The 24277-nt window shown below is 64.8% G+C and carries 25 protein-coding genes; 9 read left to right on the top strand and 16 right to left on the bottom strand.

Annotated elements, in window-relative coordinates; all coding sequences use genetic code 11:
- The first annotated feature begins 36 nt into the window (after positions 1-36).
- Positions 37-1419 (top strand): aspartate aminotransferase family protein, encoded by a 1383-nt coding sequence (locus tag ACZ0AV_RS12785; RefSeq protein ID WP_499151369.1) that lies wholly within the window; start codon positions 37-39, stop codon positions 1417-1419.
- Between the two features lie 62 nt (positions 1420-1481).
- On the opposite strand, the gene ACZ0AV_RS12780 is transcribed toward ACZ0AV_RS12785, so the two are convergent.
- From ACZ0AV_RS12780 to ACZ0AV_RS12760, 5 genes are all read right to left on the bottom strand, one after another.
- Positions 1482-2843, bottom strand: a complete 1362-nt coding sequence (locus ACZ0AV_RS12780; protein WP_499151368.1) for a hemolysin family protein — start codon at positions 2841-2843, stop codon at positions 1482-1484.
- A 71-nt stretch (positions 2844-2914) separates the two neighbouring features.
- Positions 2915-4222, bottom strand: a complete 1308-nt coding sequence (gene phoR / locus ACZ0AV_RS12775; protein WP_499151367.1) for a phosphate regulon sensor histidine kinase PhoR — start codon at positions 4220-4222, stop codon at positions 2915-2917.
- A gap of 52 nt (positions 4223-4274) precedes the next feature.
- Positions 4275-4964, bottom strand: a complete 690-nt coding sequence (gene phoB, locus ACZ0AV_RS12770; protein WP_042552495.1) for a phosphate regulon transcriptional regulator PhoB — start codon at positions 4962-4964, stop codon at positions 4275-4277.
- A gap of 90 nt (positions 4965-5054) precedes the next feature.
- The gene (gene ubiA, locus ACZ0AV_RS12765; RefSeq protein ID WP_499151366.1) at positions 5055-5945 is read right to left on the bottom strand and encodes a 4-hydroxybenzoate octaprenyltransferase; all 891 of its coding nucleotides are present in this window, start codon (positions 5943-5945) and stop codon (positions 5055-5057) included.
- Between the two features lie 46 nt (positions 5946-5991).
- On the bottom strand, positions 5992-6540 hold the full coding sequence (locus ACZ0AV_RS12760) for a chorismate--pyruvate lyase family protein (RefSeq protein ID WP_499151365.1): 549 nt from the start codon (positions 6538-6540) through the stop codon (positions 5992-5994).
- A gap of 153 nt (positions 6541-6693) precedes the next feature.
- Here ACZ0AV_RS12760 and ACZ0AV_RS12755 point away from each other — a divergent pair, with 153 nt between their 5' ends.
- From ACZ0AV_RS12755 to ACZ0AV_RS12740, 4 genes are all read left to right on the top strand, one after another.
- Positions 6694-6861, top strand: coding sequence for a rubredoxin (locus ACZ0AV_RS12755; protein ID WP_070880380.1), 168 nt, complete (start codon positions 6694-6696; stop codon positions 6859-6861).
- A gap of 100 nt (positions 6862-6961) precedes the next feature.
- Complete coding sequence (locus ACZ0AV_RS12750) at positions 6962-8125, top strand: FAD-dependent oxidoreductase (RefSeq protein ID WP_499151364.1); 1164 nt, start codon at positions 6962-6964, stop codon at positions 8123-8125.
- 176 nt (positions 8126-8301) lie between these two features.
- Positions 8302-8574, top strand: a complete 273-nt coding sequence (locus ACZ0AV_RS12745) for an HU family DNA-binding protein (RefSeq protein ID WP_073263100.1) — start codon at positions 8302-8304, stop codon at positions 8572-8574.
- Between the two features lie 185 nt (positions 8575-8759).
- Positions 8760-9149 (top strand): helicase, encoded by a 390-nt coding sequence (locus ACZ0AV_RS12740; RefSeq protein ID WP_499151363.1) that lies wholly within the window; start codon positions 8760-8762, stop codon positions 9147-9149.
- 46 nt (positions 9150-9195) lie between these two features.
- On the opposite strand, the gene ACZ0AV_RS12735 is transcribed toward ACZ0AV_RS12740, so the two are convergent.
- The 6 genes from ACZ0AV_RS12735 to exbB form a co-directional block, all read right to left on the bottom strand.
- Positions 9196-10599 (bottom strand): aminoacyl-tRNA deacylase and HDOD domain-containing protein, encoded by a 1404-nt coding sequence (locus ACZ0AV_RS12735; RefSeq protein WP_499151362.1) that lies wholly within the window; start codon positions 10597-10599, stop codon positions 9196-9198.
- Positions 10600-10694: 95 nt separating this feature from the next.
- Complete coding sequence (gene recG / locus ACZ0AV_RS12730; RefSeq protein WP_499151361.1) at positions 10695-12770, bottom strand: ATP-dependent DNA helicase RecG; 2076 nt, start codon at positions 12768-12770, stop codon at positions 10695-10697.
- Positions 12771-12778: 8 nt separating this feature from the next.
- A complete protein-coding gene (locus tag ACZ0AV_RS12725) occupies positions 12779-13702 on the bottom strand; it encodes a hydrogen peroxide-inducible genes activator (RefSeq protein ID WP_499151360.1) in 924 nt (307 codons plus the stop codon).
- Positions 13703-13865: 163 nt separating this feature from the next.
- Positions 13866-14615 carry an energy transducer TonB gene (locus tag ACZ0AV_RS12720; protein WP_499151359.1) on the bottom strand — a complete coding sequence of 250 codons (750 nt, stop codon included), beginning with the start codon at positions 14613-14615 and terminating at the stop codon, positions 13866-13868.
- Positions 14612-15040: a TonB system transport protein ExbD gene (exbD, locus tag ACZ0AV_RS12715; protein WP_499151358.1), complete on the bottom strand. Its 429-nt coding sequence runs from the start codon at positions 15038-15040 to the stop codon at positions 14612-14614. The genes ACZ0AV_RS12720 and exbD overlap by 4 nt, the downstream gene beginning before the upstream one ends.
- 4 nt (positions 15041-15044) lie before the next feature.
- On the bottom strand, positions 15045-15725 hold the full coding sequence (gene exbB, locus ACZ0AV_RS12710; RefSeq protein WP_499153357.1) for a tonB-system energizer ExbB: 681 nt from the start codon (positions 15723-15725) through the stop codon (positions 15045-15047).
- 621 nt (positions 15726-16346) lie between these two features.
- Between exbB and ACZ0AV_RS12705 the strand changes: the two genes are divergently transcribed.
- Entirely contained in the window at positions 16347-17204 is an 858-nt protein-coding gene (locus ACZ0AV_RS12705; RefSeq protein ID WP_499151357.1) for an SDR family oxidoreductase, read from the top strand.
- Between the two features lie 39 nt (positions 17205-17243).
- On the opposite strand, the gene ACZ0AV_RS12700 is transcribed toward ACZ0AV_RS12705, so the two are convergent.
- The 5 genes from ACZ0AV_RS12700 to ACZ0AV_RS12680 all read right to left on the bottom strand — a co-directional run bounded on the left by ACZ0AV_RS12700 (position 17244) and on the right by ACZ0AV_RS12680 (position 21859).
- Positions 17244-17624, bottom strand: a complete 381-nt coding sequence (locus ACZ0AV_RS12700; protein ID WP_013789416.1) for a RidA family protein — start codon at positions 17622-17624, stop codon at positions 17244-17246.
- A gap of 60 nt (positions 17625-17684) precedes the next feature.
- Complete coding sequence (spoT, locus tag ACZ0AV_RS12695) at positions 17685-19793, bottom strand: bifunctional GTP diphosphokinase/guanosine-3',5'-bis pyrophosphate 3'-pyrophosphohydrolase (protein WP_499151356.1); 2109 nt, start codon at positions 19791-19793, stop codon at positions 17685-17687.
- Between the two features lie 60 nt (positions 19794-19853).
- Complete coding sequence (rpoZ, locus tag ACZ0AV_RS12690) at positions 19854-20117, bottom strand: DNA-directed RNA polymerase subunit omega (RefSeq protein ID WP_499151355.1); 264 nt, start codon at positions 20115-20117, stop codon at positions 19854-19856.
- 202 nt (positions 20118-20319) lie between these two features.
- Entirely contained in the window at positions 20320-20940 is a 621-nt protein-coding gene (gene gmk, locus ACZ0AV_RS12685; RefSeq protein ID WP_499151354.1) for a guanylate kinase, read from the bottom strand.
- A 55-nt stretch (positions 20941-20995) separates the two neighbouring features.
- A complete protein-coding gene (locus ACZ0AV_RS12680) occupies positions 20996-21859 on the bottom strand; it encodes a YicC/YloC family endoribonuclease (RefSeq protein ID WP_499151353.1) in 864 nt (287 codons plus the stop codon).
- Positions 21860-22044: 185 nt separating this feature from the next.
- On the opposite strand from ACZ0AV_RS12680, the gene rph reads away from it, so the two are divergent.
- The 3 genes from rph (at position 22045) to ACZ0AV_RS12665 (ending at position 24276) form a co-directional block, all read left to right on the top strand.
- Entirely contained in the window at positions 22045-22767 is a 723-nt protein-coding gene (gene rph / locus ACZ0AV_RS12675) for a ribonuclease PH (protein WP_499151352.1), read from the top strand.
- A 26-nt stretch (positions 22768-22793) separates the two neighbouring features.
- On the top strand, positions 22794-23168 hold the full coding sequence (locus ACZ0AV_RS12670) for a DUF4870 domain-containing protein (protein ID WP_499151351.1): 375 nt from the start codon (positions 22794-22796) through the stop codon (positions 23166-23168).
- 103 nt (positions 23169-23271) lie between these two features.
- Positions 23272-24276: a hypothetical protein gene (locus tag ACZ0AV_RS12665; protein ID WP_499151350.1), complete on the top strand. Its 1005-nt coding sequence runs from the start codon at positions 23272-23274 to the stop codon at positions 24274-24276.
- Position 24277 lies beyond the last annotated feature (1 nt).

Genomic DNA, 24277 nt, shown 5'->3' with positions numbered 1-24277 from the left:
GGCCATCTGCCCAATGTAACCGGTGAGGCTGCTGCCATGACTCTCTCTCCAACCTCCACACATTCCACCCGTGACTACCAGGCCCTGGATGCGGCACACCACATCCACGCCTTCCTCGACCAGAAAGCCCTCAACGAGAAGGGTGCATTGGTAATTGCCAAAGGGCAGGGCTTGAACCTCTGGGACACCGACGGCAAACGTTACCTGGACGGCATGTCCGGCCTGTGGTGCACCGCGCTCGGCTACGGCCGGGCTGACCTGAATGCGGCGGCCACGCGCCAGCTTGAAGAGTTGCCGTACTATAACCTGTTCTTCCACACCACCCACCCGCGGGTGGTGGAGTTGTCCGAGCTGCTCTTCAGCCTGTTGCCCAAGCACTACAGCCACGCCATTTATACCAACTCCGGTTCCGAAGCCAACGAAGTGCTGATCCGTACCGTGCGCCGCTATTGGCAGGTGGTCGGCAAACCGCACAAGCGCATCATGATTGGCCGCTGGAACGGCTACCACGGCTCCACGCTCGGCAGCACCGCGCTCGGCGGCATGGGGTTCATGCACGAGATGGGCGGCATGCTGCCGGACTTCGCCCATATCGGTGAGCCGCACTATTTCGTCGAAGGCGGTGCCCTGAGCGAAGAGGCCTTCGGCCTCAAGGCGGCCCGTGAACTGGAAAGCAAGATTCTCGAACTGGGCGCGGACAACGTCGCCGCCTTCGTTGCCGAGCCGTTCCAGGGGGCCGGCGGGATGATCTTTCCGCCGGCCAGTTACTGGGCGGAGGTGCAGCGCATCTGCCGTCAATACGACGTGCTGCTGTGCGCCGACGAAGTGATCGGGGGCTTCGGTCGTACCGGCGAATGGTTCTCTCACCAGCACTTCGGCTTCCAGCCGGACACCCTGACCATCGCCAAGGGCCTGACCTCGGGCTATATCCCCATGGGTGGCCTGGTGCTCAGTGCGCGTATCGCCGATGCGCTGGTGCAGGAAGGCGGCGTGTTCGCCCACGGCCTGACCTATGCCGGGCATCCGGTAGCGGCGGCGGTGGCCATCGCCAACCTCACCGCACTGCGCGACGAGAAGATCGTCGAGCGGGTCAAAAACGACACAGGTCCCTACTTGCAGAAACTGCTGCGCGACACCTTCGGCGATCACCCGCTGATCGGCGACGTCCAGGGCACCGGCATGGTGGCCGCGCTGCAGTTCGCCGAGCACAAGGCCTCGCGCAAGCGTTTCGCCAATGAAAACGACATCGCCTGGCACTGCCGCACCGTCGGTTTTGACGAGGGCCTGATCATCCGCTCCACGCTTGGCCGGATGATCATGGCACCGGCCCTGGTCGCCACCCACGCCGAGCTGGATGAGCTGGTGGAGAAGACCCGTCGTGCGGTGGATCGCACCGGCCGTGAGTTGAATCTGCTGTAAGCACCTGCCGCTCCAGTGCGAGCGGCTAAAGGAGCCGGCCCACAGAGGCCGGCCCCCTCCTGTCAACGCCCCTCGGGCGCTCTGCCATCGAGCTTGATGACCTTGGCCAGCAGGATCTTGGGGCCCTTCATTTTCTTGACGATCAGGCGCAGGCCGGCGACTTCAAGCGATTCCTCTTCTTCGGGCACGCGCTTGAGGGTCTCGTAGATCAGCCCGGCCAGGGTTTCCGCCTCGATATGGTCCAGGTCGACGCCAAGCAGGCGTTCGAGCTTGAACAGCGGGGTATCGCCGCGCACCAGCAGCTTGCCGGGCTGGTAGGCGAGGATGCCGCGCTCGGCCTTGCGATGTTCGTCCTGGATGTCGCCGACCAGCGCTTCGAGCACGTCTTCCATGGTCAGGTAGCCGACTATTTTGCCATCGGCCTCTTCGACCAGCGCGAAGTGGGCACCGCCCTTGCGGAATTGTTCCAGCAGATCGGACAGCGGCAGGTTGCGGTTGACCTTCTCCAGCGGGTGCATCAATTCACCGAGGCGCAGCGCAGAAGGAAGCATTTCCAGCAGTGACAGGTGCAGCAGCAGATCCTTGATGTGCAGCACGCCGACGAACTCGCCGGCCGCTTCGTCGTAAATCGGGTAGCGGCTGTACTTGTGGCGGCGGAAGACGCTGAACACCTCGTCCAGCGAGGCATTGAGCTCCAGATGGATCAGGTCCTCACGGGAGTTGGCCCAGTCCACCACTTCCAGTTCGCCCAACTCCACCGCCGAGGCCAATACGCGCATGTCCTGGTCAGTGGGATCGCTGGCACGGCTGGAGTGCAGGATCAGCTTGAGCTCGTCGCGGCTGTAATGGTGGTCGTGGTGGCCACCCGGCTCGCCCTGGCCGGCGATGCGCAGGATGGCATTGGCGCTGGCATTGAGCAGAAAGATCGCCGGGTACATGGCCCAGTAGAACAGGTACAGCGGCACGGCCGTCCACAGCGACAGCAGCTCGGGCTTGCGGATCGCCCAGGATTTGGGCGCCAGTTCGCCGACCACGATGTGCAGGTAGGAAATGATGAAGAACGCGGTGAAGAAGGCGATGCCATGGATCAGCTTCGGTGACTCGATGCCCATCGAGGTCAACAGTGGTTCGAGCAGGTGGGCGAAGGCCGGCTCGCCGACCCAGCCAAGCCCCAGCGACGCCAGGGTGATACCCAACTGGCAGGCCGACAGGTAGGCGTCCAGCTGGTTGTGCACGGTGCGCAGGATGTGCCCGCGCCAGCCATTCTGCTGGGCCAGGGCCTCGACCTTGGTGGCCCGCAGCTTGACCATGGCGAACTCGGCGGCAACGAAGAACCCGTTGAGCAGCACCAGGAACAGGGCGAACAGCACGAGGCCGAAATCGGCGAAATAGCTGGAGAAGGAGACGCTCGTAGAGGGATCCATGAGGAGTTCGTGTGACCGGATGTTGCTAAAGGGTGGGGCCTGACACGGCGCTTTGCAAGAGCGCCAGTGGCTCAGCGGTCACCGCGTGCCACCTGGCCTGGCGGAAAGTGGCAAACGAACAGGCTGCCCTTGCCGACCACGCTGGTGATATCCAGCCTGCCGCGGTGGCGCAACAGCACGTGCTTGGCGATCGCCAGGCCCAGCCCGGTGCCGCCGGTATTGCTGGCGCGGCTCGAATCCACCCGGTAGAAGCGCTCGGTCAGGCGCGGCAGGTGCTTGGCCTCGATGCCTGGGCCGCTGTCCTGCACCGACAGGTGCGCGCCCTGGTCGTCTTGCCACCAGCGAATACGGATATCGCCTTCGGCCGGTGTGTACTTGACGGCGTTGAACACCAGGTTGGAAAAGGCGCTACGCAGCTCCGATTCGCTGCCCTTGAGGCGGACCCCCGCGTCGGCTTCCAGGCTGATGCGGTGGTTGCGCTCGGCTGACAGGGCCTGGGCGTCGGTCTTGATCGCCTGCAGCAATGGTTCGATGGCCACTGGCTGGTTTTCGGACGGGTAATCGGTGGCTTCCAGCTTGGCCAGCAGGAGCAGGTCGTTGAGCAGGCACTGCATGCGCGAACCCTGTTGCTGCATCTGCTGCAGGGCGCGGCGCCAGCGCGGGTTGATGTCATCGACGTTGTCCTGCAGGGTTTCCACGTAGCCGGAGATCACCGTCAGCGGCGTGCGCAATTCGTGGGACACGTTGGCGACGAAATCCTTGCGCATCTGCTCCAGCTGGTGGAGACGGGTGACGTCTCGCACCAGCATCAAGTGCTCGTGGTTGCCATAGCGGGTGATGTTCAGCTGCAGCTGCTTGCGCGGATTGACCGGCGATGGCAGGTCCAGGGGCTCCAGGTAGTTGCCACGCTCGAAGTATTCCTTGAAGCGTGGGTCGCGAACCAGGTTGGTGATGGACTGGCCGCTGTCCTGAGGCGTCTTCAGCCCCAGCAGGATTTCCGAGGCCTTGTTCCACCATTCCAGGTTGCCATGGCTGTCGAGCATGATCACCGCATCGCGCAGCGCTGCAGTGGACTCCTGCACACGGTCGATCACCGCCTGCAGGCGGCCGCGTGCGCGCTGGTTGCGGCGTTGCAGGTGGTAGATGCTATCGAGCACCTCACCCCACAGCCCGTAGCCGTCGGGTGGGGGTTCGTCGGGGTGATGGTTCTTGAGCCAGGCATGCAGGCGCAGCAACTGGCCAAGGTTCCAGAGCAGGTGGACTGCCAGGCCGATGGCGATCGCCCAGGCATATTCACCGGTGATCACGCCGGCTGCCAGGCAGGCCGCGATCAGCAGCAGTAAACGGCGGGTTATGGCGCCACGCCAGTTGCTCGTCACGTTTCGCTCATCCGCCAGCCGATCCCTGTCGTGGTGCGTTTCAGGCTATCGCTCAGCCTTTGGTGGAGAAACGATACCCGGTACCGCGTACGGTCTGCACCAGGTTTTCGTAGGCCTCGCCCAGCGCCTTGCGCAGGCGGCGGATGTGCACGTCGACGGTACGTTCCTCGACGTAGACGTTGCCGCCCCAAACCTGGTCGAGCAGTTGGCCACGGGTGTAGGCGCGCTCCTGATGGGTCATGAAGAACTGCAGCAGGCGGTATTCGGTGGGGCCCATTTCCGCGGGCTTGCCATCGATGGTCACGCGGTGGCTGATCGGGTCGAGCAGCAGGCCGCCAACTTCGATCGGGCCTTCGCTGTCGCTGGGGCCGGCGCGGCGCAGCACGGCCTTGAGGCGGGCAACCAGTTCGCGTGGCGAGAACGGCTTGGTGATGTAGTCGTCGGCACCGACTTCAAGGCCCTGGATCTTGTTGTCCTCTTCGCCCTTGGCGGTGAGCATGATGATCGGGATATCGCCGGTCAGCTCGTCGCGCTTGAGGCGCCGCGCCAGCTCGATGCCGGAGGTGCCGGGCAGCATCCAGTCGAGAAGAATCAGATCAGGCTTGCGGTCGACGATGATGGCGTGGGCCTGTTGGGTATTCTCCGCTTCCAGGCACTCGTAACCCGCCATTTCCAGCGCCACCACGATCATTTCGCGGATCGGCGCCTCGTCATCGACGATCAGGATGTTCTTGCCAACCATGGGTGCAGCCTCGGTTCATTCAACTGTCATTGCGGCGCATTAGATAACGGAATTATTGCAGCGATATGACAGCTGTGCGGCGGGTCGCCATCAGCGCAGTGCGTAGTCCAGCACGATACCGATGAAGATCGCCAGCCCGGCCCAGTGGTTGTGCAGGAATGCCTGGAAGCAGGCCATCGGCTCGCGGCCGCGCGTGAGGTGGAACTGCCAGGCGAAGCAGGCCGCCGCCACCACCAGCCCGAGGTGATAATAGAGGCCGAGCTCGAAACGCGCACCGGCCAGCAGCAGGCACAACAGCGCCAGCCCCTGCAGGCCAAGGATGATCACCCGGTCGGCGTCGCCAAACAGGATCGCCGTGGACTTCACGCCGATCTTCAGGTCGTCTTCGCGGTCGGCCATGGCGTAGTAGGTGTCGTAGGCCACGGTCCAGATCACGTTGGCGAGCAGCAGCAGCCAGGCGGCGACCGGCACGCTACCGGTCTCTGCCGTGAAGGCCATCGGCATGCCCCAGGAGAACGCCGTGCCGAGCACCACCTGCGGGTAATAGGTGTAGCGCTTCATGAATGGATACAGCGCTGCCACGCCCAGCGCGCCGAACGACAGCCATACCGTGGGGGCATTGGTCAGCAGCACCAGGGCGAAGCTCAGCGCGACCAGCACGGCGAACAGGATCAGCGCCTCGCGGGCGCTGACCCGACCGCTGGCCAGGGGGCGGGCCTGGGTGCGGCTGACGTGCCCGTCGAAATGGCGGTCGGCGTAGTCGTTGATCACGCAGCCGGCGGCGCGCATCAGTACCACCCCAACCACGAAAATCACCAGGTTCCTGGCGCTCGGTACCCCTTGGGCGGCAATCCACAGTGCCCACAGTGTTGGCCACAGCAACAGGTAGATGCCGATCGGCTTGTCCATGCGCGTCAGTTGCAGGAAGTCCCAGACACGAGGGTGCAGGCGATTGAGCGATTGCAGCAGGCGGGTGTACATCGGGTGTGCTCCTGGCGAGGTGCCGGCGATTATACCGGCGCGGGGCTCAGCTCGCGCGGCCTGCCGCGTGCCAGAAGGCCGGTAGGAACACTTCGGCGACCAGCACGGCCAACTCGCCGCGCCGGAAGCAGGAGCGGCGTGCCCATAGCTGTTCATGCCAGTCGCCCTGCGGCAGCCAGGCCTGCGGGTAATGGCAGACCTGCAGTGCGCCACGCTCGAAAGCCTGGTCGCTGAACAACAGCTCGCCCAGGGAGCGACTACCGAGCTGCTGCAGGTCCAGGCCGGAACCGGCCAGCGCTCCGTGGGCCGCCACACTGCGGGCGAACACCCAGGGCTCGCCGTTGCCGCGCAGGTACACCTCGCGCACCCAGCCGAGGCTGCCCGCCGGCACCTCGAGCGCAGCGCATTCGTCGTCGCGCAGGGCGAACCAGCCTTCGCGCAACGGGGTGACGCTGAAGCCATCGGCGGACAGCGCCGTGAGCCGACGGGTGAGCGAGCGTTCATCGAACAGCCAGTCGCAGGCGAGCGCTGCAGGCTGAGGGTGCAGGTGGTCGCGAGAACGCCAGGTTGGCACGCAAGGGGCGGAGCAGGGCACGGTACGGATTCGTGGCAGGGCGGTGGCGCAAGTCTACCATGGGCATCGGCGGGGTTCGTGGGTGCCGCGGGATTCGTCGCACCCGCTTGGCGCTCCGCGGCATTTGCGGTAGCGTGCCCGCGCATTAACCGTGAGCTACGCCGGAGAGCGTTTATGAAGAAGTGGCAGTGTGTGGTCTGCGGACTGATCTATGACGAGCGCGACGGATGGCCTGACGATGGCATCGCGCCTGGTACCCGCTGGGAAGATGTACCCGAAGACTGGCTGTGCCCCGATTGTGGCGTGGGCAAGATGGATTTCGAGATGATCGAAATCAACTGATAATCCGCCCCGAGCCTGGCGTGCGCAGGCCCTGGCCCTCTACCGGGAATAGCCGGTGGGCGTGGCGCCCTGCATGGCGATGGGGTGGACAGATTGTTGGATGAAGGAGCGAGCAATGACCGACCCCGTGGTAATTATCGGCACCGGCCTGGCGGGCTATAACCTGGCGCGCGAGTTTCGCAAGCTGGACACCGACACGCCGCTGTTGCTGATCACCGCCGACGACGGTCGCTCCTATTCCAAGCCCATGCTCTCCACCGGCTTTGCCAAGAACAAGGATGCCGACGGGCTGTGCATGGCCGAGCCGGGCGCGATGGCCGACCAGCTCAATGCCCAGGTATGGACGCATACCCGCGCCACCGGCATCGACCCCGGCCACCAGCGTGTGTGGATTGGCGAGGAGGCCGTGCGCTACCGTGACCTCGTGCTGGCCTGGGGCGCCGAGGTGTTATCGGTGCCGCTCGCCGGCGAGGCGCGCGAGGAACTGTTCACGGTCAACGATCTGATGGGTTACGCACGCTTCCGGCAGGCCGCTCAGGGCAAGCGCCGAGTGTTGATCCTTGGCGCCGGTCTGATCGGTTGCGAATTCGCCAATGACCTCGCGCTTGGCGACCATGAGGTCGATCTGGTCGCGCCCTGTGAGCAACTGATGCCGGCGCTGTTGCCGGCCGAAGCCGCCGCTGCCGTTCGCGGCGGGCTGGAGTCGCTTGGCGTGCGCTTCCACCTGGGGCCGGTAGTAAGCCGCCTGGAGTACGCGGCAGAGGGGCTGGAGGCGCATCTGTCCGATGGTCGGGTGATCGCCTGTGATCTGGTGATCTCCGCCGTCGGCCTGCGCCCGCGTATCGACCTGGCGGCCGCCGCCGGTCTGGCTGTCAATCGTGGCGTGGTGGTCGACCGCCACCTGCGTAGCTCCCATGCCAACATCCATGCGCTGGGCGACTGCGCCGAGGTGGACGGGCTCAATCTGCTCTACGTCATGCCGCTGATGGCCTGCGCCCGCGCCCTGGCGAAGACCCTCAGCGGCGAGCCAAGCGCTGTGGTCTACGGTGCCATGCCCGTCACCGTGAAGACCCCGGCATGCCCGTTGATCGTGTCACCCCCGCCGCGCGGAACCGAGGGGCGCTGGACGGTCGAAGGCAATGGCGCCGACATCAGGGCGCTGTGTCACGACGCCTCCGGTGCCTTGCTCGGGTACGCGCTGACGGGCGCAGCGGTGCAGGAAAAACTGGCACTGAACCGCCAGTTGCCGGCATTGCTGCCCTGAGCGTTCTGACGCGTGCTCGACAAAATCCCGGGTATAGCCAAAAGCAGGGCTGGCGAAGCCCTCGGTAGCGTGCCATTCTGCGCAGGCTGGCCCGCAGCGTAGAGCTGTCGCGGCGCCTTGGCGCTGCACGGCATGGCACGGAACACAACAACAACAAACCGTAAAATGAGGCATTTATGCGCAAACCGGAACTCGCCGCCGCTATCGCGGAAAAAGCCGATCTGACCAAGGATCAGGCTAATCGTGTACTCAACGCCGTTCTCGAAGAAATCACCGGTGCACTGAACCGCAAGGACAGTGTGACGCTGGTCGGCTTCGGCACCTTCGTGCAGCGTCACCGTGGCGCTCGTACCGGGAAAAACCCGCAAACCGGGCAGCCCGTTAAAATCAAGGCCAGCAATACCGTCGCCTTCAAACCGGGCAAGGCCCTCAAGGACTCGGTCAACTGAGCCCCCAGGGTCTGTTGGCGTTGCAGCGCAACCGGCGGCTCATCGCGTGGTGGTGCCGGGCGTCGTCCTGAGCTGTCAGCAGACCCTTTGTTTCTGGCGCTTGCGGTTCGTGCCAGTAGCCGGCTGCCACTCGGCTGGCGAGTCGCTACAATGCGCGGCCTTTTCCCACGCCAACAGGCCTTGCCATGAAATTTCGTTTTCTTCTGTGGATGCTGGGCCATCTCATGGCCAGGGCAAGCCGCCAAAATCCCGCGTTTCGCCAGCAACTCGAGGGGCGTGATCTGGTGTTCCAGCTGCACACGCTGGATGGCCGGATCGCCCGCCACTTCATCGTCAAGGATCAGCGGGTGAGCAGCGAGCGAGGCGTCGCCCGCGAGCCTGCCTTCGCCATCGGCTTCAAGGATGCCGCCTACGGTTACGCCACACTGACCGCGAAAAACAAGCAGCTGGCCTTCATGCAGGGCATTCAGGACAAGGGCATCCAGATCCAGGGCAACCCGGCGTTGGTGATCTGGTTCCAGGGGCTGACCAAATACCTGCGGCCCAGGCGCGTGGCAGCCAAGAAGGCCGCCTGATTGCGCGTGGTCGCGTGGTCACATCGGCTGTGACCACGCGATCAGCTCAGTTGGGCGAGCCGAACTGGGATGCTAGGTCGCGCAGGGCAACCTCGGCGGCCAGCACCTTGTTCAGCGCTTCGTCCGCCTTGTCCCGGGTGATTCCCAGGTTGTCGAGCAGGGTTTGCGGGATCTCGCGCTCCGGCCCGGTACCGATGCCACGATTGCGCAGCAGGCTGACCGCCAGGTACACCAGGTTCGGATAGGTGGCGTGGTTGCCGCTGTAGCTGGAGTCGTGCTGGAAACGCAGGGCTACCGCGAGCTCTTCCGGCATGTCCCAGTAACGCATCAGCCAGGAACCGATCTGCTCGCGGCTGATGCCCAGCAGGTGCTGCTCGATGTAGCTGTGTGGCAGGTGCCGGTTGACTTCCAGGTGGCGGCAGATCAGCGAGAAATGCGGCGGAAACACGTGGGCCAGCACCAGATTGCCGAAATTGTGCAGCAAGCCGGCCAGGTAGGTCAGCCCTGCTTCCGGGCGATGGGCGCGAGGCATGGCGCGGGTCAGCCCTTCAATCACGGCTGCGGTGTAGATTGCCTGCTGCCAGTAGGGCGTGGTTTGTTGCGGCTGGTCCTTGGGCAGGCTCAGGGTCTTGCCCAGGGCCAGGCCGAGGGCCAGGTTGATCACTAGGTCGAAGCCCAGTACGCGGACGATGGCGTCTTCCACCGAGCGAATCTTGCCGGGGGCGGCGTAATAGGGCGACGCTGCCCAACTCACGACCTGGGCGGCCAGGGCGGGGTCGGTTTCGACCACGCCGGTGATGTCGTCGACGGTGGCGTTGGGGTCGACCCGCAGCTTGATGATCTTCTGTGCGGTTTCTGCCAGCGGCGGAATCTCGATGGTCTCTTCCAGGCGCTGCTGGATACGCCGTGCCGTGAACGCCTGCACCGCCTGGCTGATCTCGCTGCGGTCATCATCGGGGCGGTTGAGATTGAGACGGACCTTGCTCACCGGCTCGCCGAAACGCGCGGCACTGGCCTTGCCCAGCAGTCCCTTGAAGGCCTCGGTATGCAGCTCCAGCAGCACGCCGGGTTCGCCCGACTGGATGTACAGGCTGGAGGCTTCCAAGAGGCGCTCGTCATACAGGCATGGCGAACTGGTCAACGCGGGAATGCCAGGCAGCACGACGAGGTCGTGCTTGCCGAGCATGCGGTCCAGACGCTCGGGCTTGACCGCCGTGAGCTTGCGGCCGGTCAGCTCGGCCAGCCGGTTGAGGTCGAGCAACTGGTTCTGCGGGAACAGCACCAGCAGCGCGCCGACGGCATCCTCGAGGAGCACGGTCTGCACCCGCTGGGCGCTCGGCAGCCCAGGTTGCTCATGGCGCACCTGGTAGCTCAGGCCGAGCTTTTCCAGCAACTGACGAATCACCAGAGGCGGTTGGGGGGAGGTGTCGGCGATGGCTACTTCAGTCATGACGCGTTCCGTCGAAAAGGGGGATGCAGCTTCCCAAGTATAACCAGCAAGCGGACAACGTGACGTGGTGAGTCGACCATCGTCCTGCGTGACGTTCACACTTGCCCATATTGTTGACCATGACGCAGCCAGCGTTCCAGCAGCGGGCTGACATGTTGCGGCCAGGTTTCCAGCAGTGCCTGCGCCGCATCGCGTACCGCGGGGAGCAGGTCGGCATCGCGCATCAGGTCGGCTACCTTGAACTGCAGCAGGCCGGTTTGTCGAGTGCCGAGCATCTCGCCGGGCCCGCGCAGCTCCAGGTCCTTTTCGGCGATGATGAAGCCATCGCTGGTTTCGCGCATGATGCCCAGGCGCTCCCGGCCTATCTGCGACAGCGGCGGGTGATACAGCAGCACGCAATGGCTGGCCGCACTGCCGCGACCGACTCGGCCACGCAACTGGTGCAGTTGCGCCAGCCCCAGGCGTTCGGGGTTCTCGATGATCATCAGGCTGGCGTTGGGAACGTCGACGCCCACCTCGATGACGGTGGTGGCGACCAGCAGCTGCAGGTGGCCCTGCTTGAACTGGTCCATCACCGCAGCCTTTTCGGCAGCCTTCATGCGCCCGTGGATCAGCCCGACCCGCTGGCCGACCAGCGCCGCCGCCAGGTCTTCGTAAGTGGTCTGCGCGGCCTGGCAGGTAAGCTCTTCTGATTCTTCGATCAGCGTGCACACCCAGTAGGCCTGGCGGCCTTCGTTGCACGCCGAGCGCACCCGTTCCACGACCTCGAAGCGACGGCTGTCGGCGACCAGTACGGTGTTCACCGGCGTGCGGCCGGGCGGCAGTTCGTCGAGGATCGAGGTGTCCAGATCGGCGTAGGCGCTCATCGCCAGGGTGCGCGGGATGGGGGTCGCGGTCATGATCAGTTGATGCGGGCTTAGCCGGCCGCCCACGCCCTTCTGGCGCAGGGCCAGGCGTTGCTGTACGCCGAAGCGATGCTGCTCGTCGATGATCGCCAGGGCCAGGTTGCGAAAGCGCACCTCTTCCTGAAACAGCGCATGGGTGCCTACTACCATTGGCGCGCCGGCGGCGATGCGTTCCAGCGCGGTCGCGCGGGCCTTGCCCTTGAGCTTGCCGGCCAGCCAGGCGGTCTCCAGGCCGAGCGGCTGCAGCCAGCGGGTGAAATTGAGGTAGTGCTGCTCGGCGAGGATCTCCGTGGGTGCCATCAGCGCCACCTGGTAGCCGGCTTCGATGGCTTGCAGGGCGGCGACGGCGGCTACCACGGTCTTGCCGGCGCCGACGTCGCCCTGTACCAGGCGCAGCATCGGCTCGGCCTGGCTGAGGTCGTAGGCGATTTCGGCGCCTACCCGTTGCTGCGCACCGGTGGGTGCGAAACCGAGGTTGGCGAGGAACTGCCGGGGCAGCGTCTGCGCCACCGGCAGCGCCGGTGCCAGCTGGGCCCGCGCGCTTTCGCGCAGGCGCTGCATCGACAGTTGGTGGGTCAGCAGCTCCTCGAAGGCCAGCCGGTGCTGTGCCCAGTGTCGGCCCTCGGCGAGTTCCTCGAGGTCGGCGTCAGGTGGTGGGCGGTGCAGGTAGCGGATCGCCTGGTCCAGCGGTGCCAACTGATAGTCATCGGCCAGTTCGCGCGGTAGCCAGTCGGGCAGGCTGTGCGGGCCCAGGCGTGCCAGGGCCTGTTCGCTGAGCTGGCGCAGGCGCTGTTGGGTCAGGCCTTCGGTGGTCGGGTAGATCGGCGTCAGGGTCTGTTCCACGGCCGCCGGTTCGTCGCCGGACAGCGCGCGGTACTCGGGGTGATAGATTTCCAGGCCCGAGGAGCCAGGACGTATCTCGCCGTAGCAGCGCACCTGGGTGCCGCGTTTGAGGCCTTCCTTTTGCGCATTGCTGAAATGGTAGAAGCGCAGGCTGAGCGTACCGCTGCCGTCATTGAGGCGCACCAGCAGACTGCGGCGCTTGCCCATGACCACATCGGCGCCGGACACGGTGCCCTCGACCACGGCGTCCTGCCCCGGGCGCAGCGCGCCGATCGGCACGATGCGGGTGCGGTCCTGATAACGCAGCGGCAGGTGGAAAAGGATGTCCTGCAGGGTCTCCAGGCCGACTTTGGCGAGCTTTTCCGCCAGGGCCGCGCCGACGCCTTTGAGGTCGGTGACGGGCACCGTCGACAGCTCGCTCATCGTTGCCCTCAGACGCTACGAGGCAGCGGCTTGGCAACCGAGCACAGGCGAACGGAGTCGGCCAGCACTTCGATCGCCTTGGGGCGCGGAAAGCTGGCGCGCCAGGCGATGGCCACGGTGCGAAAGGGTGCCGGCGGGCTGAGCGGACGGACTTCGATCACGCCCGGCGCATAGTGGTGGCTGTCGACCGCCGAGAACGGCAGGATCGACACGCCAAGACCCGACGCGACCATGTGGCGGATGGTTTCCAGGGAGCTGGATTCCACGGTGGTGTGCTTGGCATGCTCTTCGCCCTTGCGCAGGGTCGGGCAGGCTTCCAGCACCTGGTCGCGGAAGCAGTGGCCTTCTCCGAGCAGCAGCAGGCTCTTGTCGTTGAGCAGCTTGGTGTCGATGGTCTGCATGGCCGTCCAGGGATGGTCCGCCGGCAGCAGGGCGTAGAAGGGCTCGTCGTAGAGCGGCAGGGTCAGCACGTCGGCTTCCTGGAACGGCAGCGCGACGATGATCGCGTCCAGCTCACCGGTGCGCAGCTTGTCGCGCAGCACGTGGGTGAAGTTTTCCTCGATGTACAGCGGCATCTGCGTGGCCACGCGGTGCAACTGGGGAATCAGGTGAGGGAACAGATAAGGACCGACGGTATAGATGGCGCCGATCTTCAGCGGAGCGGTCAGCTGGTTCTTGCCGGCCTGGGCCAGTTCGCGGATGCCCTGGGCCTGCTCCAGCACCTTTTGCGCCTGGGTGACGATGCCTTCACCGACGGGCGTCAGGCGCACTGCACTCTTGCTGCGCTCGAAGATCAGCACGCCGAGCTCGTCTTCGAGTTTCTTCACGCCCACCGACAGGGTCGGCTGGCTGACATGGCAGCGTTCTGCCGCTCGGCCGAAATGCTGTTCCTGAGCGAGCGTCACGATATAGCGCAGTTCAGTGAGGGTCATAGTCTTGGTCCATTGAGATGCCGCCAAGCATAGCGGCTGTCTTGCAGGTAACCAACCACTGAGGTTGCCCTATCTGTACTGTCGTAACCGACCAGGCTGGAGGCGGTGGGCCCGTTTTCGCCGCCACCCCGGGCACTGCACCCTGGGTGGCGGTCGATGCGCCTCAGCGACCGCGGCCGCGCTCCAGCGAGTAAATGAACGGCGCGACGATTTCCACGCTGCCGTTCGTGAGCATTTCCGCCGGCGGCTTGGGCAGCGGCTGCGCCTTGCGGATCATCTGCAGCGTTGCCCGGTCCAGAGCGGCGCTGCTGGATTTGCCGACCAGCGTGTAGGACAGCACCATGCCCTCGGCATCGACCACGAAGCGCAAGCGGTTGACCCCTTCAAGGCCGCGGCGGCGCGCGTCTTCGGGGTAGCGCTTGTACTTCGCCAGGTGGCTCAGTAGCTCGCTTTGCCAGCTGGCCTGGGCCTTGCTTGGCGCACTGACCGGTGCCTGCTGCGGTGCGGCCGGTTTGGCTTCGGCCGGCGCTGGCGGTGCGGGCGGCGCATCTTCCGGCGGCTCCTGCTGCGGCTCCGGCGGTTTGGGCTCGGGGGGCTTGGGCTTCGGCGGCTTGGGTTTTGGCTTCGGCTTGGGCTTGGGGGGCGTCACGGCCAGCGTCGGCTTGGGCGCCTCGGCCAGTTTCGGCTGCGGCTCCGGCTCCTCCGGAATGACTTCCGGGGGTGGCGGTGGAGCAGGCTTGGGCGCGGCCGGTGGCAGTGGCTCCAGCTCGACGATCATTGCGGCTGGTGGCGGCAGTTCGATAGGCGTCGCCTGGGGCTGCCAGTACATGGCCCAGAGGAACAGGCCGACGTGCAGCCCCACCACGATGACCAGGCTGGCGACCCAGGAGAACGTGCGGCTGGATTTCTTCATTGCGCGCCGACCGTCTCCAGGCCTACCAGGCCGATCTTCAGATAGCCGGTACCGCGCAGGGTGTTCATGACTTCCATCAGGTCGCCATACTCGACGCCCTTGTCACCGCGCACGAAGATGGTCTTGTCCTTGTCGTTCTGGGTCAGCTTGTCCAGCGCGGCGCCGAGCATGGCTGGCTGCACCTCGTCGTTGTCCAGGTACAGCTTGTTGTCTTCCTTGATGCTCAGGTAGATCGGCTTGTCCGGGCGCGGCGCCGGCTTGGCGCTGGAGGCGGGCAGGTCGATCTTCACGTCGACGGTGGCCAGTGGCGCGGCGACCATGAAGATGATCAGCAGCACCAGCATCACGTCGATGAAGGGCGTGACGTTGATCTCGTGGTTTTCCTGAAGATCGTCGCCGCCGTTTTCGTTGAGATGAAGACCCATGGCCTTAACCCGCCTTGACCATGTGCGGCTGTTGCGCGCGGTCGCTGCTCGGCAGCATGTCCAGGTCACGGCTGACCAGCAGCAATACCTGGGCGGATGCATCGGCGACCTGGGCCTTGTAGGCACTGATCGAGCGCGAGAAGGCGTTGTAGATGATCACCGCAGGAATCGCTGCAACCAGGCCCAATGCGGTGGCCAGCAGCGCTTCGGCGATGCCCGGGGCGACCACGGCGAGGTTGGTGGTCTGGGTTTTGGCGATGCCGATGAAGCTGTTCATGATCCCCCACACGGTGCCGAACAGGCCCACGAAGGGTGCGGTGGAACCGATGGTGGCGAGCACGCCGGTGCCCTTGCTCATGTCGCGGCCACAGGCACCGACCAGGCGCTCGAGGCGGAAGCTGACGCGCTCCTTGATACCTTCCTTTTCACGGCTGCTGGCCGAAAGCTTCAGCTCTTCGCGGGCGTCTTCGATGAGAATCTCGCTGAAACTGTGCTTGGCGCGCGCCTGCTCGCTGGCCTGGGCCAGGTTGCGAGCGCCCTTGAGCTCGACCAGCTCGCGACGCAGACGGCGGCGGGCGGTCACCAGCTCGATGGTCTTGGCGATCCAGATGGTCCAGGTCAGGATCGAGGCCAGTACCAGGCCGATCATCACGCTTTTCACGACTACGTCGGCGCCCTGGTACATGCCCCACGGCGACAGGTCGTGGAAGACCACTTCCGCTTCGGCGGCCGAGTCATTGTCAGCAGCGAATTTCTCAAGCGCGTCACTGAAGCCGCGAAGCGCATCGATGGTTTCCTGGGAGGCACCCTGTTCTCGAAGGAACTGCTCGCGAGTCTGGCTCACCTGTTCAGGTGTGGCGTCAGGGCCGAGCGCGTCGATTTTCGCCTGCAATTCTTCCATCAGACGTGGGTCGACTGCGGGCAGGGAGGGTGCTGCACCTGGTTGCGGCACGGGTTGTCCGGCCTCGGGGCTGGCAGCGGGTTGAGCACTGGACGCTGGCTGAGCAGGTGCCGACTGGTCGGCGAAGCCCGCGGTCGGTGCCAGCGTGAGGCCGAGCAGCAGGGCGAAGAGCGCAGCCAGGCGTTGCAGCCGAGCGGCGGGGGTGGTTGGCTTAGCGCTGTGGGCGGTAGAGTTCATGCTTGCCGGACCTAAATGTGATGACGGTGACCTGCGCAGGCAAATGGCTGCGCGGCAAAAAAGGTTGAACATTATTGCAAGTAATTCTTGTTTATGAAAGTGATAATGTAACTATATTACGTTCAGGCCGTCGTATTAGAGCGTCCGCCGAGCCAAGAGAGGGTGCTGATGAGTACAACTGCGAGTGTCATGATTGCCGGCTGTGGCGATGTAGGGGGGCGTCTGGGTGTGCGTCTGCGCGACGCGGGCTGGCAGGTATACGGCATGCGCCGCAGCATTTCGCAGTTGCCAGCGGGCATCGTGCCGGTAGCGGGCGACCTGCATGAGTCGAGCTGCCCGGACCAATGGCCACAAGGCGCCCTGGATTACCTGGTGTACAGCGCTGCAGCCACCCAGCACGACGAGCCGGGCTACCGGCAGGCGTATGTCGATGGCCTTCGTCATGTGCTGAGCTGGTTGGCGGCGCGTGGGCAAAGGCCCAGGCGGGTGCTGTTCGTGTCCAGCAGCGGGGTGTATGCCCAGGCTCGGGGCGAGTGGATCGACGAAACCTCGCCTGCCGAGGCGCAGAGTTATTCGGGGCGCATCATCCGCGAGGCGGAGCAGTTGGCCTGGAATGCCGACGTGCCGGCCACCGTGGTGCGCTTGACCGGCATCTACGGGCCGGGGCGTGAATGGCTGCTCAAGCAGGTGCGCATGGGCTATCGCGTGTCGGTCGAGCCGCCGCTGTATGGCAATCGCATCCATGCCGACGATGCTGCGGGGCTGCTGGCCTTTCTGTTGCAGGCCGATTGCGCCGGGCAGCCGCTGCAGGACTGCTACATCGGTGTCGACGACGAGCCGGCGCCACTGCACGAGGTGGTGGGCTGGATGCGCCAGCGCCTCGGTGTCGAACATTGGGCGGAGGAGTCGGCGATCCGCCGCTCGGGCAGCAAGCGCTGTAGCAATGCGCGAGCTCGCGCGCTGGGCTGGGCGCCACAGTATCCCAGCTATCGAGAAGGCTACGCGGCGATATTGCGCGAGGGCTGAAGCGGGGCGCCCGGAGCCTCGGCTCCGGGCGCAGCCTGGTCAGTCGATGACCAGAATGCCATCCATCTCGACCTGCGCGCCCTTCGGCAGGGCGGCCACGCCAATGGCGGCGCGGGCCGGATAAGGCTGCTGGAAGTAGCGGCCCATCACTTCATTGACGGTGGCGAAGTGGGAGAGGTCGGTGAGGAAGATGTTCAGCTTGACCACGTCCTTGAACGAGCCGCCGGCTGCTTCGATGACCGATTTGAGGTTCTCGAACACTTGCACGGTCTGCGCTTCGAAGCCTTCCACGAGCTCCATGGTCTTCGGGTCCAGGGGAATCTGTCCGGACAGGTAGACGGTGTTGCCGGCCTTGATGGCCTGGGAATAGGTGCCGATGGCGGCGGGTGCTTTGTCGCTGTTGATGACGCTCTTGCTCATAAAGGCTCCTGGTTGAAGATGCGCGGGGCGCATCGATCATGGGCGGCCCGAGCGATCCGATCAGGCCTTGACGCGGGTTATGCGCATGACGCCGGGCAGGGTGCGCAGCTTCTTGATCACCCGGGCCAGGTGGACGCGGTCATGCACGCTGACCACCAGTTGTACCACGCTGACGCGACCGTCGCGCTCGTCCATGCTGATCTTTTCGATGTTGCCGTCGGCGGCGTTGACGCTGCCGGCCAGCAGGGCGATGAGGCCGCGCTGGTGCTCCAGTTCGACGCGCAGTTCGACGTTGAACTCGCCCGTCACGTCCTTGGCCCAGGACAGCTGGATGCATTTTTCCGGATTGTGGCGCACTTCACTGATATTGCGGCAGGTGTCCATGTGCACCACCATGCCCTTGCCCGCTGACAGGTGGCCGACGATCGGGTCGCCCGGGATTGGCGTACAGCACTTGGCGTAGCTGAGCACCAGGCCCTCGGTGCCGCGAATCGCCAGCGGGCCTTCGGCGTTGGGCAGTTCCTCGCCTTCGCCAGCCAGCAGTCGGCGGGCGACCACGTAGGCCATGCGGTTGCCGAGGCCGATGTCTTCGAGCAGGTCTTCGAAGGTGTCCAGGCGGTATTCGGTGAGCACGGCTCTTTGGCGTTCGGGCTGCAGCTTCTCCAGATGGCTGTCGAAGCTGGCGAGGACCTTGTTGAGCAGGCGCTCGCCCAGGTTGATCGATTCCGAGCGGCGTTGTTGCTTGAGCGCGTGGCGAATGTGTGTACGCGCCTTGCCGCTGACCACGAAATTCAGCCAGGCCGGGTTGGGGCGAGCGCCCGGCGCGCTGACGATTTCCACGGTCGAGCCGCTTTCCAGGGCCTGCGACAGGGGCGCCAGGCGGCGGTTGATGCGGCAGGCAATGCAGGTATTGCCGACATCGGTGTGCACCGCGTAGGCGAAGTCCACCGCTGTAGAGCCCTTGGGCAACTCCATGATGCGGCCCTTGGGCGTGAACACGTAGACCTCGTCCGGGAACAGGTCGATCTTCACGCTCTCGATGAACTCCAGGGAGTTGCCGGCGCGCTGCTGCATTTCCAGCACGCCCTTGACCCACTGCCGCGCACGGGCATGGTTGCCCTTTGGCGTTTCATCTTCGTTGGATTTATACAGCCAGTGTGCGGCGATGCCGTTGTTGGCCATCTCTTCCATCTCGCGGGTGCGGATCTGGATTTCGATGGGCACGCCGTGCATACCGAACAGCGTGGTGTGCAGCGACTGATAGCCGTTGGCCTTGGGGATCGCGATGTAGTCCTTGAAGCGGCCAGGCAGCGGTTTGTACAGATTGTGCACGGCGCCCAGCACGCGGTAGCAGGTGTCGACCTTGTCGACCACGATGCGGAAGGCGTAGACGTCCATGATCTCGTTGAAGGCCCGGCGCTTGCCGCGCATCTTCTGGTAGATGCTGTACAGGTGCTTCTCGCGGCCCATCACCTCGCCGCTCATGCCTTCGCGCTCGAGGCAGTGCAGCAGCGACTCCTCGATGCGCGTGACGATTTCCTTGCGGTTGCCACGGGCGCGACGCACCGCGGCGCGAATGCGCTCGGAGCGCATCGGGTGCATGGCCTTGAAGCCGAGGTCTTCGAATTCCACGCGCATGCTGTGCATGCCCAGCCGGTTGGCGATGGGGGCGTAGATTTCCAGGGTTTCCTTGGCGATGCGCCGGCGCTTCTCGCCGGACAGCACTTCCAGGGTGCGCATGTTGTGCAGGCGGTCCGCCAGCTTGACCAGGATCACGCGGATGTCGCGTGCCATGGCCATGGCCATCTTCTGGAAGTTCTCGGCCTGGGCCTCGGCCTTGGTCTCGAAATTCATCTGGGTCAGCTTGCTGACCCCGTCCACCAGCTCCGCCACCGATTCGCCGAACTGCGCGTGCAGGGCTTCCTTGGCGATGCCGGTGTCCTCGATGACGTCATGCAGCATCGCAGCCATCAGGCTCTGATGGTCCATGTGCATGTCGGCGAGAATGCTGGCCACGGCCAGCGGATGGGTGACGTAGGCTTCGCCACTGCGGCGGCGTTGCCCGTCATGCGCCTGTTCGGCGTAGAAGTAGGCGCGTCGGACCAGGTTGACCTGGTCGTCACCCAGGTAGGTCGAAAGTCGATCGGCGAGGGCGTCTATGCTCGGCATGGGAGGCTCCCGTGCCAGGCCTTGTGTACCTGCGATGAACGTTTTCGACCAGGCATAGGCTTACAGAGGCTCGTTCGCCTCTTCGTCGAAGGCAGCGAACAGCGGCTCTTCTTCGATGATGTCTTCCTGGGCGACGATTTCGGCATTGACCAGGCCGCTGGCGATTTCACGCAGGGCGACCACGGTTGGCTTGTCGTTTTCCCAGGCCACTTTGGGTTCCTTGCCGCCGGTGGCGATCTGGCGAGCGCGCTTGGTGGCAAGCATGACCAGCTCGAAGCGGTTATCGACGTTGTCCAGGCAATCTTCAACGGTAACGCGAGCCATGGTGTTCCTCGTAGCGAATGCAAAAATAAGCTGGGCCCGAATGGGCGAGCGGACTGGATAGTCTAGAAAAACGCCAGCATTAAGGGAAGCGAAACTCGCTGGAAGGCTGAAGTTCGCTACGCGGGACGCGATGATCGGCTCGCAAACCACCGGCGGGGAGGCGGTTCGCCGTCTCTGCGCCCCGCTCCCGACCGATCGCGCGTTACGCCAGCAGCTCGCTCAACAGGCCGAGATGGCGCTGCTGCTGGGCGGTTTGCAGCAGCTGATTGGCGCGGAAGATCGCTTTCAGGTCGCTCAGGGCATGGGAGAAGTCGTCGTTGATCACCACGTAGTCGTACTCGACGTAGTGGCTCATCTCGCTGACCGCTTCGCGCATGCGCTGCTCGATCACCTCGCCACTGTCCTGGCCGCGGCTGGTCAGGCGGTGGCGCAGGGCTTCGAGCGTCGGCGGCAGAATGAAGATGGATTTCGACTGCGGCATCAGCCGGCGTACCTGCTGGGCACCCTGCCAGTCGATCTCCAGGATCAGGTCGATGCCTTCGCCCAGGGTCTTCTCCAGCGCGCGCTGGGAGGTACCGTAGTAGTTGCCGAATACCTGGGCATGCTCGAGAAACTCGTTCTGTTCGAGCATGGCGGTGAACTGGGCGTGGTCCACGAAATGATAGTGCACGCCGTCACTCTCGCCCGGTCGCATGGCGCGGGTGGTGTGCGACACCGACACGCGAACGTGGGGTTCGCTGTCTATCAGTGCCTTGACCAGGCTGCTTTTGCCGGCGCCCGAAGGCGCGGAAATAATGTAGAGCGTGCCCGTAGTGGTGCTCATGATCGGTCCTGAAACGATGGGGTCGGGGAGGCGCGCAGCGGAGGCCGGGCGCCGTTCATTCGATGTTCTGTACCTGTTCGCGCATCTGTTCGATCAACACCTTGAGGTTGACCGCGGCCTGGGTGCTGCGGGGGTCAAAGGCCTTGGAGCCCAGGGTGTTGGCTTCACGGTTGAGTTCCTGCATGAGGAAATCCAGGCGGCGACCGGCCGCGCCGCCGGCCTTTAGCACGCGGCGCACCTCGCTGACATGGGTGTTGAGGCGGTCCAGCTCTTCGGCCACGTCGCTCTTTTGCGCGAGCATCACCAGTTCCTGTTCGAGGCGCTGGGGGTCGAGGTCGGCCTGCATTTCACGGCAACGTTCGAGAATCTTCTGGCGCTGCACCTCGAGCATCTGCGGCACCAGTTCGCGCAGTGCGGCCACTTCGCCAAGCATGCTGTCGAGACGCTCGTTGAGCAGCTTGGCCAGCTCGGCGCCTTCACGGCTGCGGCCTTTCTTCAGCTCGTCGAGGGCGCTGGCGAACAGCGCCAGCGCGGCGCTGTTGAGGGCTTGCGGGTCATTGCTGTCGGCCACCAGCACGCCCGGCCAGGCCAGCACTTCCAGCGCGTTGAGTGGCGCCGGCTGCTTGATCAGCGCGGCGACGCTCTCGGCGGCGGCGATCAGTTGCGTGGCCCTGTCACGGTCGACCTGCAGGGGCTTGCCGGCGCTGTCTTCGGTGTAGCGCAGGGTGCATTCCACCTTGCCACGCGACAGGCCCTGGCGCAGGGCCTCGCGTACCGCGCCTTCGAGGTCACGAAAGGCTTCTGGGAGGCGCAGGTGGGGTTCGAGGTAGCGGTGGTTGACCGAGCGCAGCTCCCAGCTCAGGGTGCCATTGGCACCGGCCTGCTCGGTGCGGGCGAAGGCCGTCATGCTGTGGATCATGCTGCTTACCTCGTGGATTCTGCCGGCCTGGCATGGGCCAAAGGCGGCGATTGTAGCGCAGTGCGGCGATGGCTCCCAACCGCCATGCTGCCGCTCGGACAGGCGCGGTCGCGGCCAGATGGCAACAGCCCCTATAATGCGCGGCAGATTTTCCGATTCTCTAGAGCACGAGCAGGTATTCCTTGATGAAACGTCCCAGTGGCCGCGCGGCCGATCAGTTGCGCTCGATTCGCATCACTCGCAACTACACCAAGCACGCCGAGGGTTCGGTGTTGGTGGAATTCGGCGATACCAAGGTGATTTGCACCGTTAGCGTCGAGCAGGGCGTACCGCGCTTCCTCAAGGGCCAGGGACAGGGCTGGGTGACCGCCGAGTACGGCATGCTGCCGCGCGCCACCGGTGATCGTAACCAGCGCGAAGCGAGCAAGGGCAAGCAGGGCGGCCGCACGCTGGAGATCCAGCGCCTGATCGGCCGCTCCCTGCGTGCCGCGCTGGACATGAGCAAGCTGGGCGAGAACACCCTGTACGTCGACTGCGACGTGATCCAGGCCGACGGCGGTACCCGTACCGCGTCGATCACTGGTGCCATGGTGGCGCTGGTAGACGCCCTCAAGGTGATGAAGAAGCGCGGTGGTCTTAAAGGCGGCGACCCGCTCAAGCAGATGATCGCGGCGGTTTCCGTGGGCATCTACCAGGGCGAGCCGGTGCTCGATCTGGATTACCTGGAAGACTCGGCTGCCGAGACCGACCTCAACGTGGTGATGACCAGCACCGGTGGTTTCATCGAAGTGCAGGGCACCGCCGAAGGCGCGCCCTTCCAGCCGGCCGAACTGAATGCCATGCTGGCCCTGGCGCAGCAGGGCATGACCGAGCTGTTCGCCTTGCAGAAGGCCGCCCTGGCCGAATGACCGGTCGCTGACCGAGGAGAGTCGTGATGCATGAGAGCAACCCGTTGACCCAAGCGCCCGAGCCCGGCAAGGAAGCGCGCCAGTGGGCGATGATCTGTCATTTCGCCGCGGCCCTCGGTTTCATCTTTCCGTTTGGCAACCTGATCGGTCCGCTGATCGTCTGGCAGCTCAAGAAGGATCAGGATGCCTTCATCGACGAGCAGGGCAAGGAAGCGCTGAACTTCCAGCTTACGGTGGCGATCGCTGCCATCGTCTGCCTGGTGTTGATGCTGGTGCTGATCGGTTTTTTGCTGATGGGCCTGCTGTGCATCGGCATGGTGGTATTGACCATCATCGGCGGCATCAAGGCGGGCGAAGGGCGACCCTACCGCTACCCGTTCTGCCTGCGCCTGATCAAATGATCGGCCACTGATTGACGGAAAAGCCAGCGCATCGCTGGCTTTTTCACGACTGGACAGACTGGCAGCCGTCACTGGCCTGCACCATGCCGCACGAGGACGCCCGATGATTCCCGTCAACCCGATGGCCATGCTGCTTGGTTCATTGCTGGTGCTGATTTCGCTTGCCTGCGTGTTCGCCTTGCTTGTGCTGATAGCGGCCTGCCTGATCCCGCGTGCCAGGCGCTACATCGGCGCGCGGCGCTGGCGCTTCTGCCTGCTGGCCCTGGCCCTCGCCGCCGGCAGCCTGCCAACGCTGCAACTGCTGAGTTGGCAGCTGGACGATTGGCGTGAACAGCGCGCGCTCAGCCCGCGCCTGGAACGCGACGAAGTGCTGGGTGACCTGACGCTGCCAGCCGGGACGCAGGTATGGCTGGAGCGCCTGGAGCCGCTGCGCGATTTGAGCGGCAATACCTTGAGCCATGGCTTGCAGAGCCTGAAGCGGGCCGAGTTCGATCGCGTGCCGGGCACGGTTCACGGCCTGCAGGTGCGCAGCCTGGAGCTCGATGCCAGTCGAGGTTTTGCCGCGTTGCGCTTGCTCGAGCCTGCGAACCTGAACGGCTGGGTGTGCTCGCCCGAGAACGATGTGGTGTTCGATTTTCCGTTTGGCGCGCCCTTCGTGTTCGCGCACTGGCGCCTCGACAGCTGCACCCTGGCGCCAGGCAGCGAGGTGGCCGGGATAGTCTGGCCGGATGAGCTAAGCGTGCACGCCATCGAGGATGACCGCTGGCAGCTGGAGCCCGGCCACACACCGGTGCGCGTCCAGGGGCTGAATGTGCGTGTCGGGAATCTGTGGGTCGCCGGCGCCGCGGGCGAGCTTCAGGGCTGGCAGGGCGAGCTGGTCGAGCCGCTCACGCTGGGCCCGATGCAGTACCCGGCGCGAACGCGGGTGCGCGAGTTTCGCGGCAACCTGCTGTTCAGCCCGCTTGCCGACGCTCCTGCCCTGGATGGCCGGCATAACGCGGCGGTCGCTGCCGACATGTCGGTCGAGCAGAACGCGGCCGGGGAGGTGCTGGGCATCCACGCAAACGAATCCGTCGGGGTGATCGACTGGTTCATCATGACGCCATGAG

This window comes from Pseudomonas sp. AC532 (assembly GCF_979258965.1).
Note: the sequence above shows the minus strand (reverse complement) of the source record. Positions and strands in the feature narration are given on the sequence as shown.

Bases quoted from the DNA above. Each gene is read 5' to 3' on its own strand.
- ACZ0AV_RS12785 (WP_499151369.1), top strand. From the start codon at position 37: ATGACTCTCTCTCCAACCTCCACACATTCCACCCGTGACTACCAGGCC.
- ACZ0AV_RS12780 (WP_499151368.1), bottom strand. From the start codon at position 2,843: ATGGATCCCTCTACGAGCGTCTCCTTCTCCAGCTATTTCGCCGATTTC.
- phoB (WP_042552495.1), bottom strand. From the start codon at position 4,964: ATGGTTGGCAAGAACATCCTGATCGTCGATGACGAGGCGCCGATCCGC.
- ubiA (WP_499151366.1), bottom strand. From the start codon at position 5,945: ATGTACACCCGCCTGCTGCAATCGCTCAATCGCCTGCACCCTCGTGTC.
- ACZ0AV_RS12755 (WP_070880380.1), top strand. From the start codon at position 6,694: ATGAAGAAGTGGCAGTGTGTGGTCTGCGGACTGATCTATGACGAGCGC.
- ACZ0AV_RS12750 (WP_499151364.1), top strand. From the start codon at position 6,962: ATGAAGGAGCGAGCAATGACCGACCCCGTGGTAATTATCGGCACCGGC.
- ACZ0AV_RS12745 (WP_073263100.1), top strand. From the start codon at position 8,302: ATGCGCAAACCGGAACTCGCCGCCGCTATCGCGGAAAAAGCCGATCTG.
- ACZ0AV_RS12740 (WP_499151363.1), top strand. From the start codon at position 8,760: ATGAAATTTCGTTTTCTTCTGTGGATGCTGGGCCATCTCATGGCCAGG.
- ACZ0AV_RS12735 (WP_499151362.1), bottom strand. From the start codon at position 10,599: ATGACTGAAGTAGCCATCGCCGACACCTCCCCCCAACCGCCTCTGGTG.
- recG (WP_499151361.1), bottom strand. From the start codon at position 12,770: ATGAGCGAGCTGTCGACGGTGCCCGTCACCGACCTCAAAGGCGTCGGC.
- ACZ0AV_RS12725 (WP_499151360.1), bottom strand. From the start codon at position 13,702: ATGACCCTCACTGAACTGCGCTATATCGTGACGCTCGCTCAGGAACAG.
- ACZ0AV_RS12720 (WP_499151359.1), bottom strand. From the start codon at position 14,615: ATGAAGAAATCCAGCCGCACGTTCTCCTGGGTCGCCAGCCTGGTCATC.
- exbD (WP_499151358.1), bottom strand. From the start codon at position 15,040: ATGGGTCTTCATCTCAACGAAAACGGCGGCGACGATCTTCAGGAAAAC.
- exbB (WP_499153357.1), bottom strand. From the start codon at position 15,725: ATGTACCAGGGCGCCGACGTAGTCGTGAAAAGCGTGATGATCGGCCTG.
- ACZ0AV_RS12705 (WP_499151357.1), top strand. From the start codon at position 16,347: ATGAGTACAACTGCGAGTGTCATGATTGCCGGCTGTGGCGATGTAGGG.
- ACZ0AV_RS12700 (WP_013789416.1), bottom strand. From the start codon at position 17,624: ATGAGCAAGAGCGTCATCAACAGCGACAAAGCACCCGCCGCCATCGGC.
- spoT (WP_499151356.1), bottom strand. From the start codon at position 19,793: ATGCCGAGCATAGACGCCCTCGCCGATCGACTTTCGACCTACCTGGGT.
- rpoZ (WP_499151355.1), bottom strand. From the start codon at position 20,117: ATGGCTCGCGTTACCGTTGAAGATTGCCTGGACAACGTCGATAACCGC.
- gmk (WP_499151354.1), bottom strand. From the start codon at position 20,940: ATGAGCACCACTACGGGCACGCTCTACATTATTTCCGCGCCTTCGGGC.
- ACZ0AV_RS12680 (WP_499151353.1), bottom strand. From the start codon at position 21,859: ATGATCCACAGCATGACGGCCTTCGCCCGCACCGAGCAGGCCGGTGCC.
- rph (WP_499151352.1), top strand. From the start codon at position 22,045: ATGAAACGTCCCAGTGGCCGCGCGGCCGATCAGTTGCGCTCGATTCGC.
- ACZ0AV_RS12670 (WP_499151351.1), top strand. From the start codon at position 22,794: ATGCATGAGAGCAACCCGTTGACCCAAGCGCCCGAGCCCGGCAAGGAA.
- ACZ0AV_RS12665 (WP_499151350.1), top strand. From the start codon at position 23,272: ATGATTCCCGTCAACCCGATGGCCATGCTGCTTGGTTCATTGCTGGTG.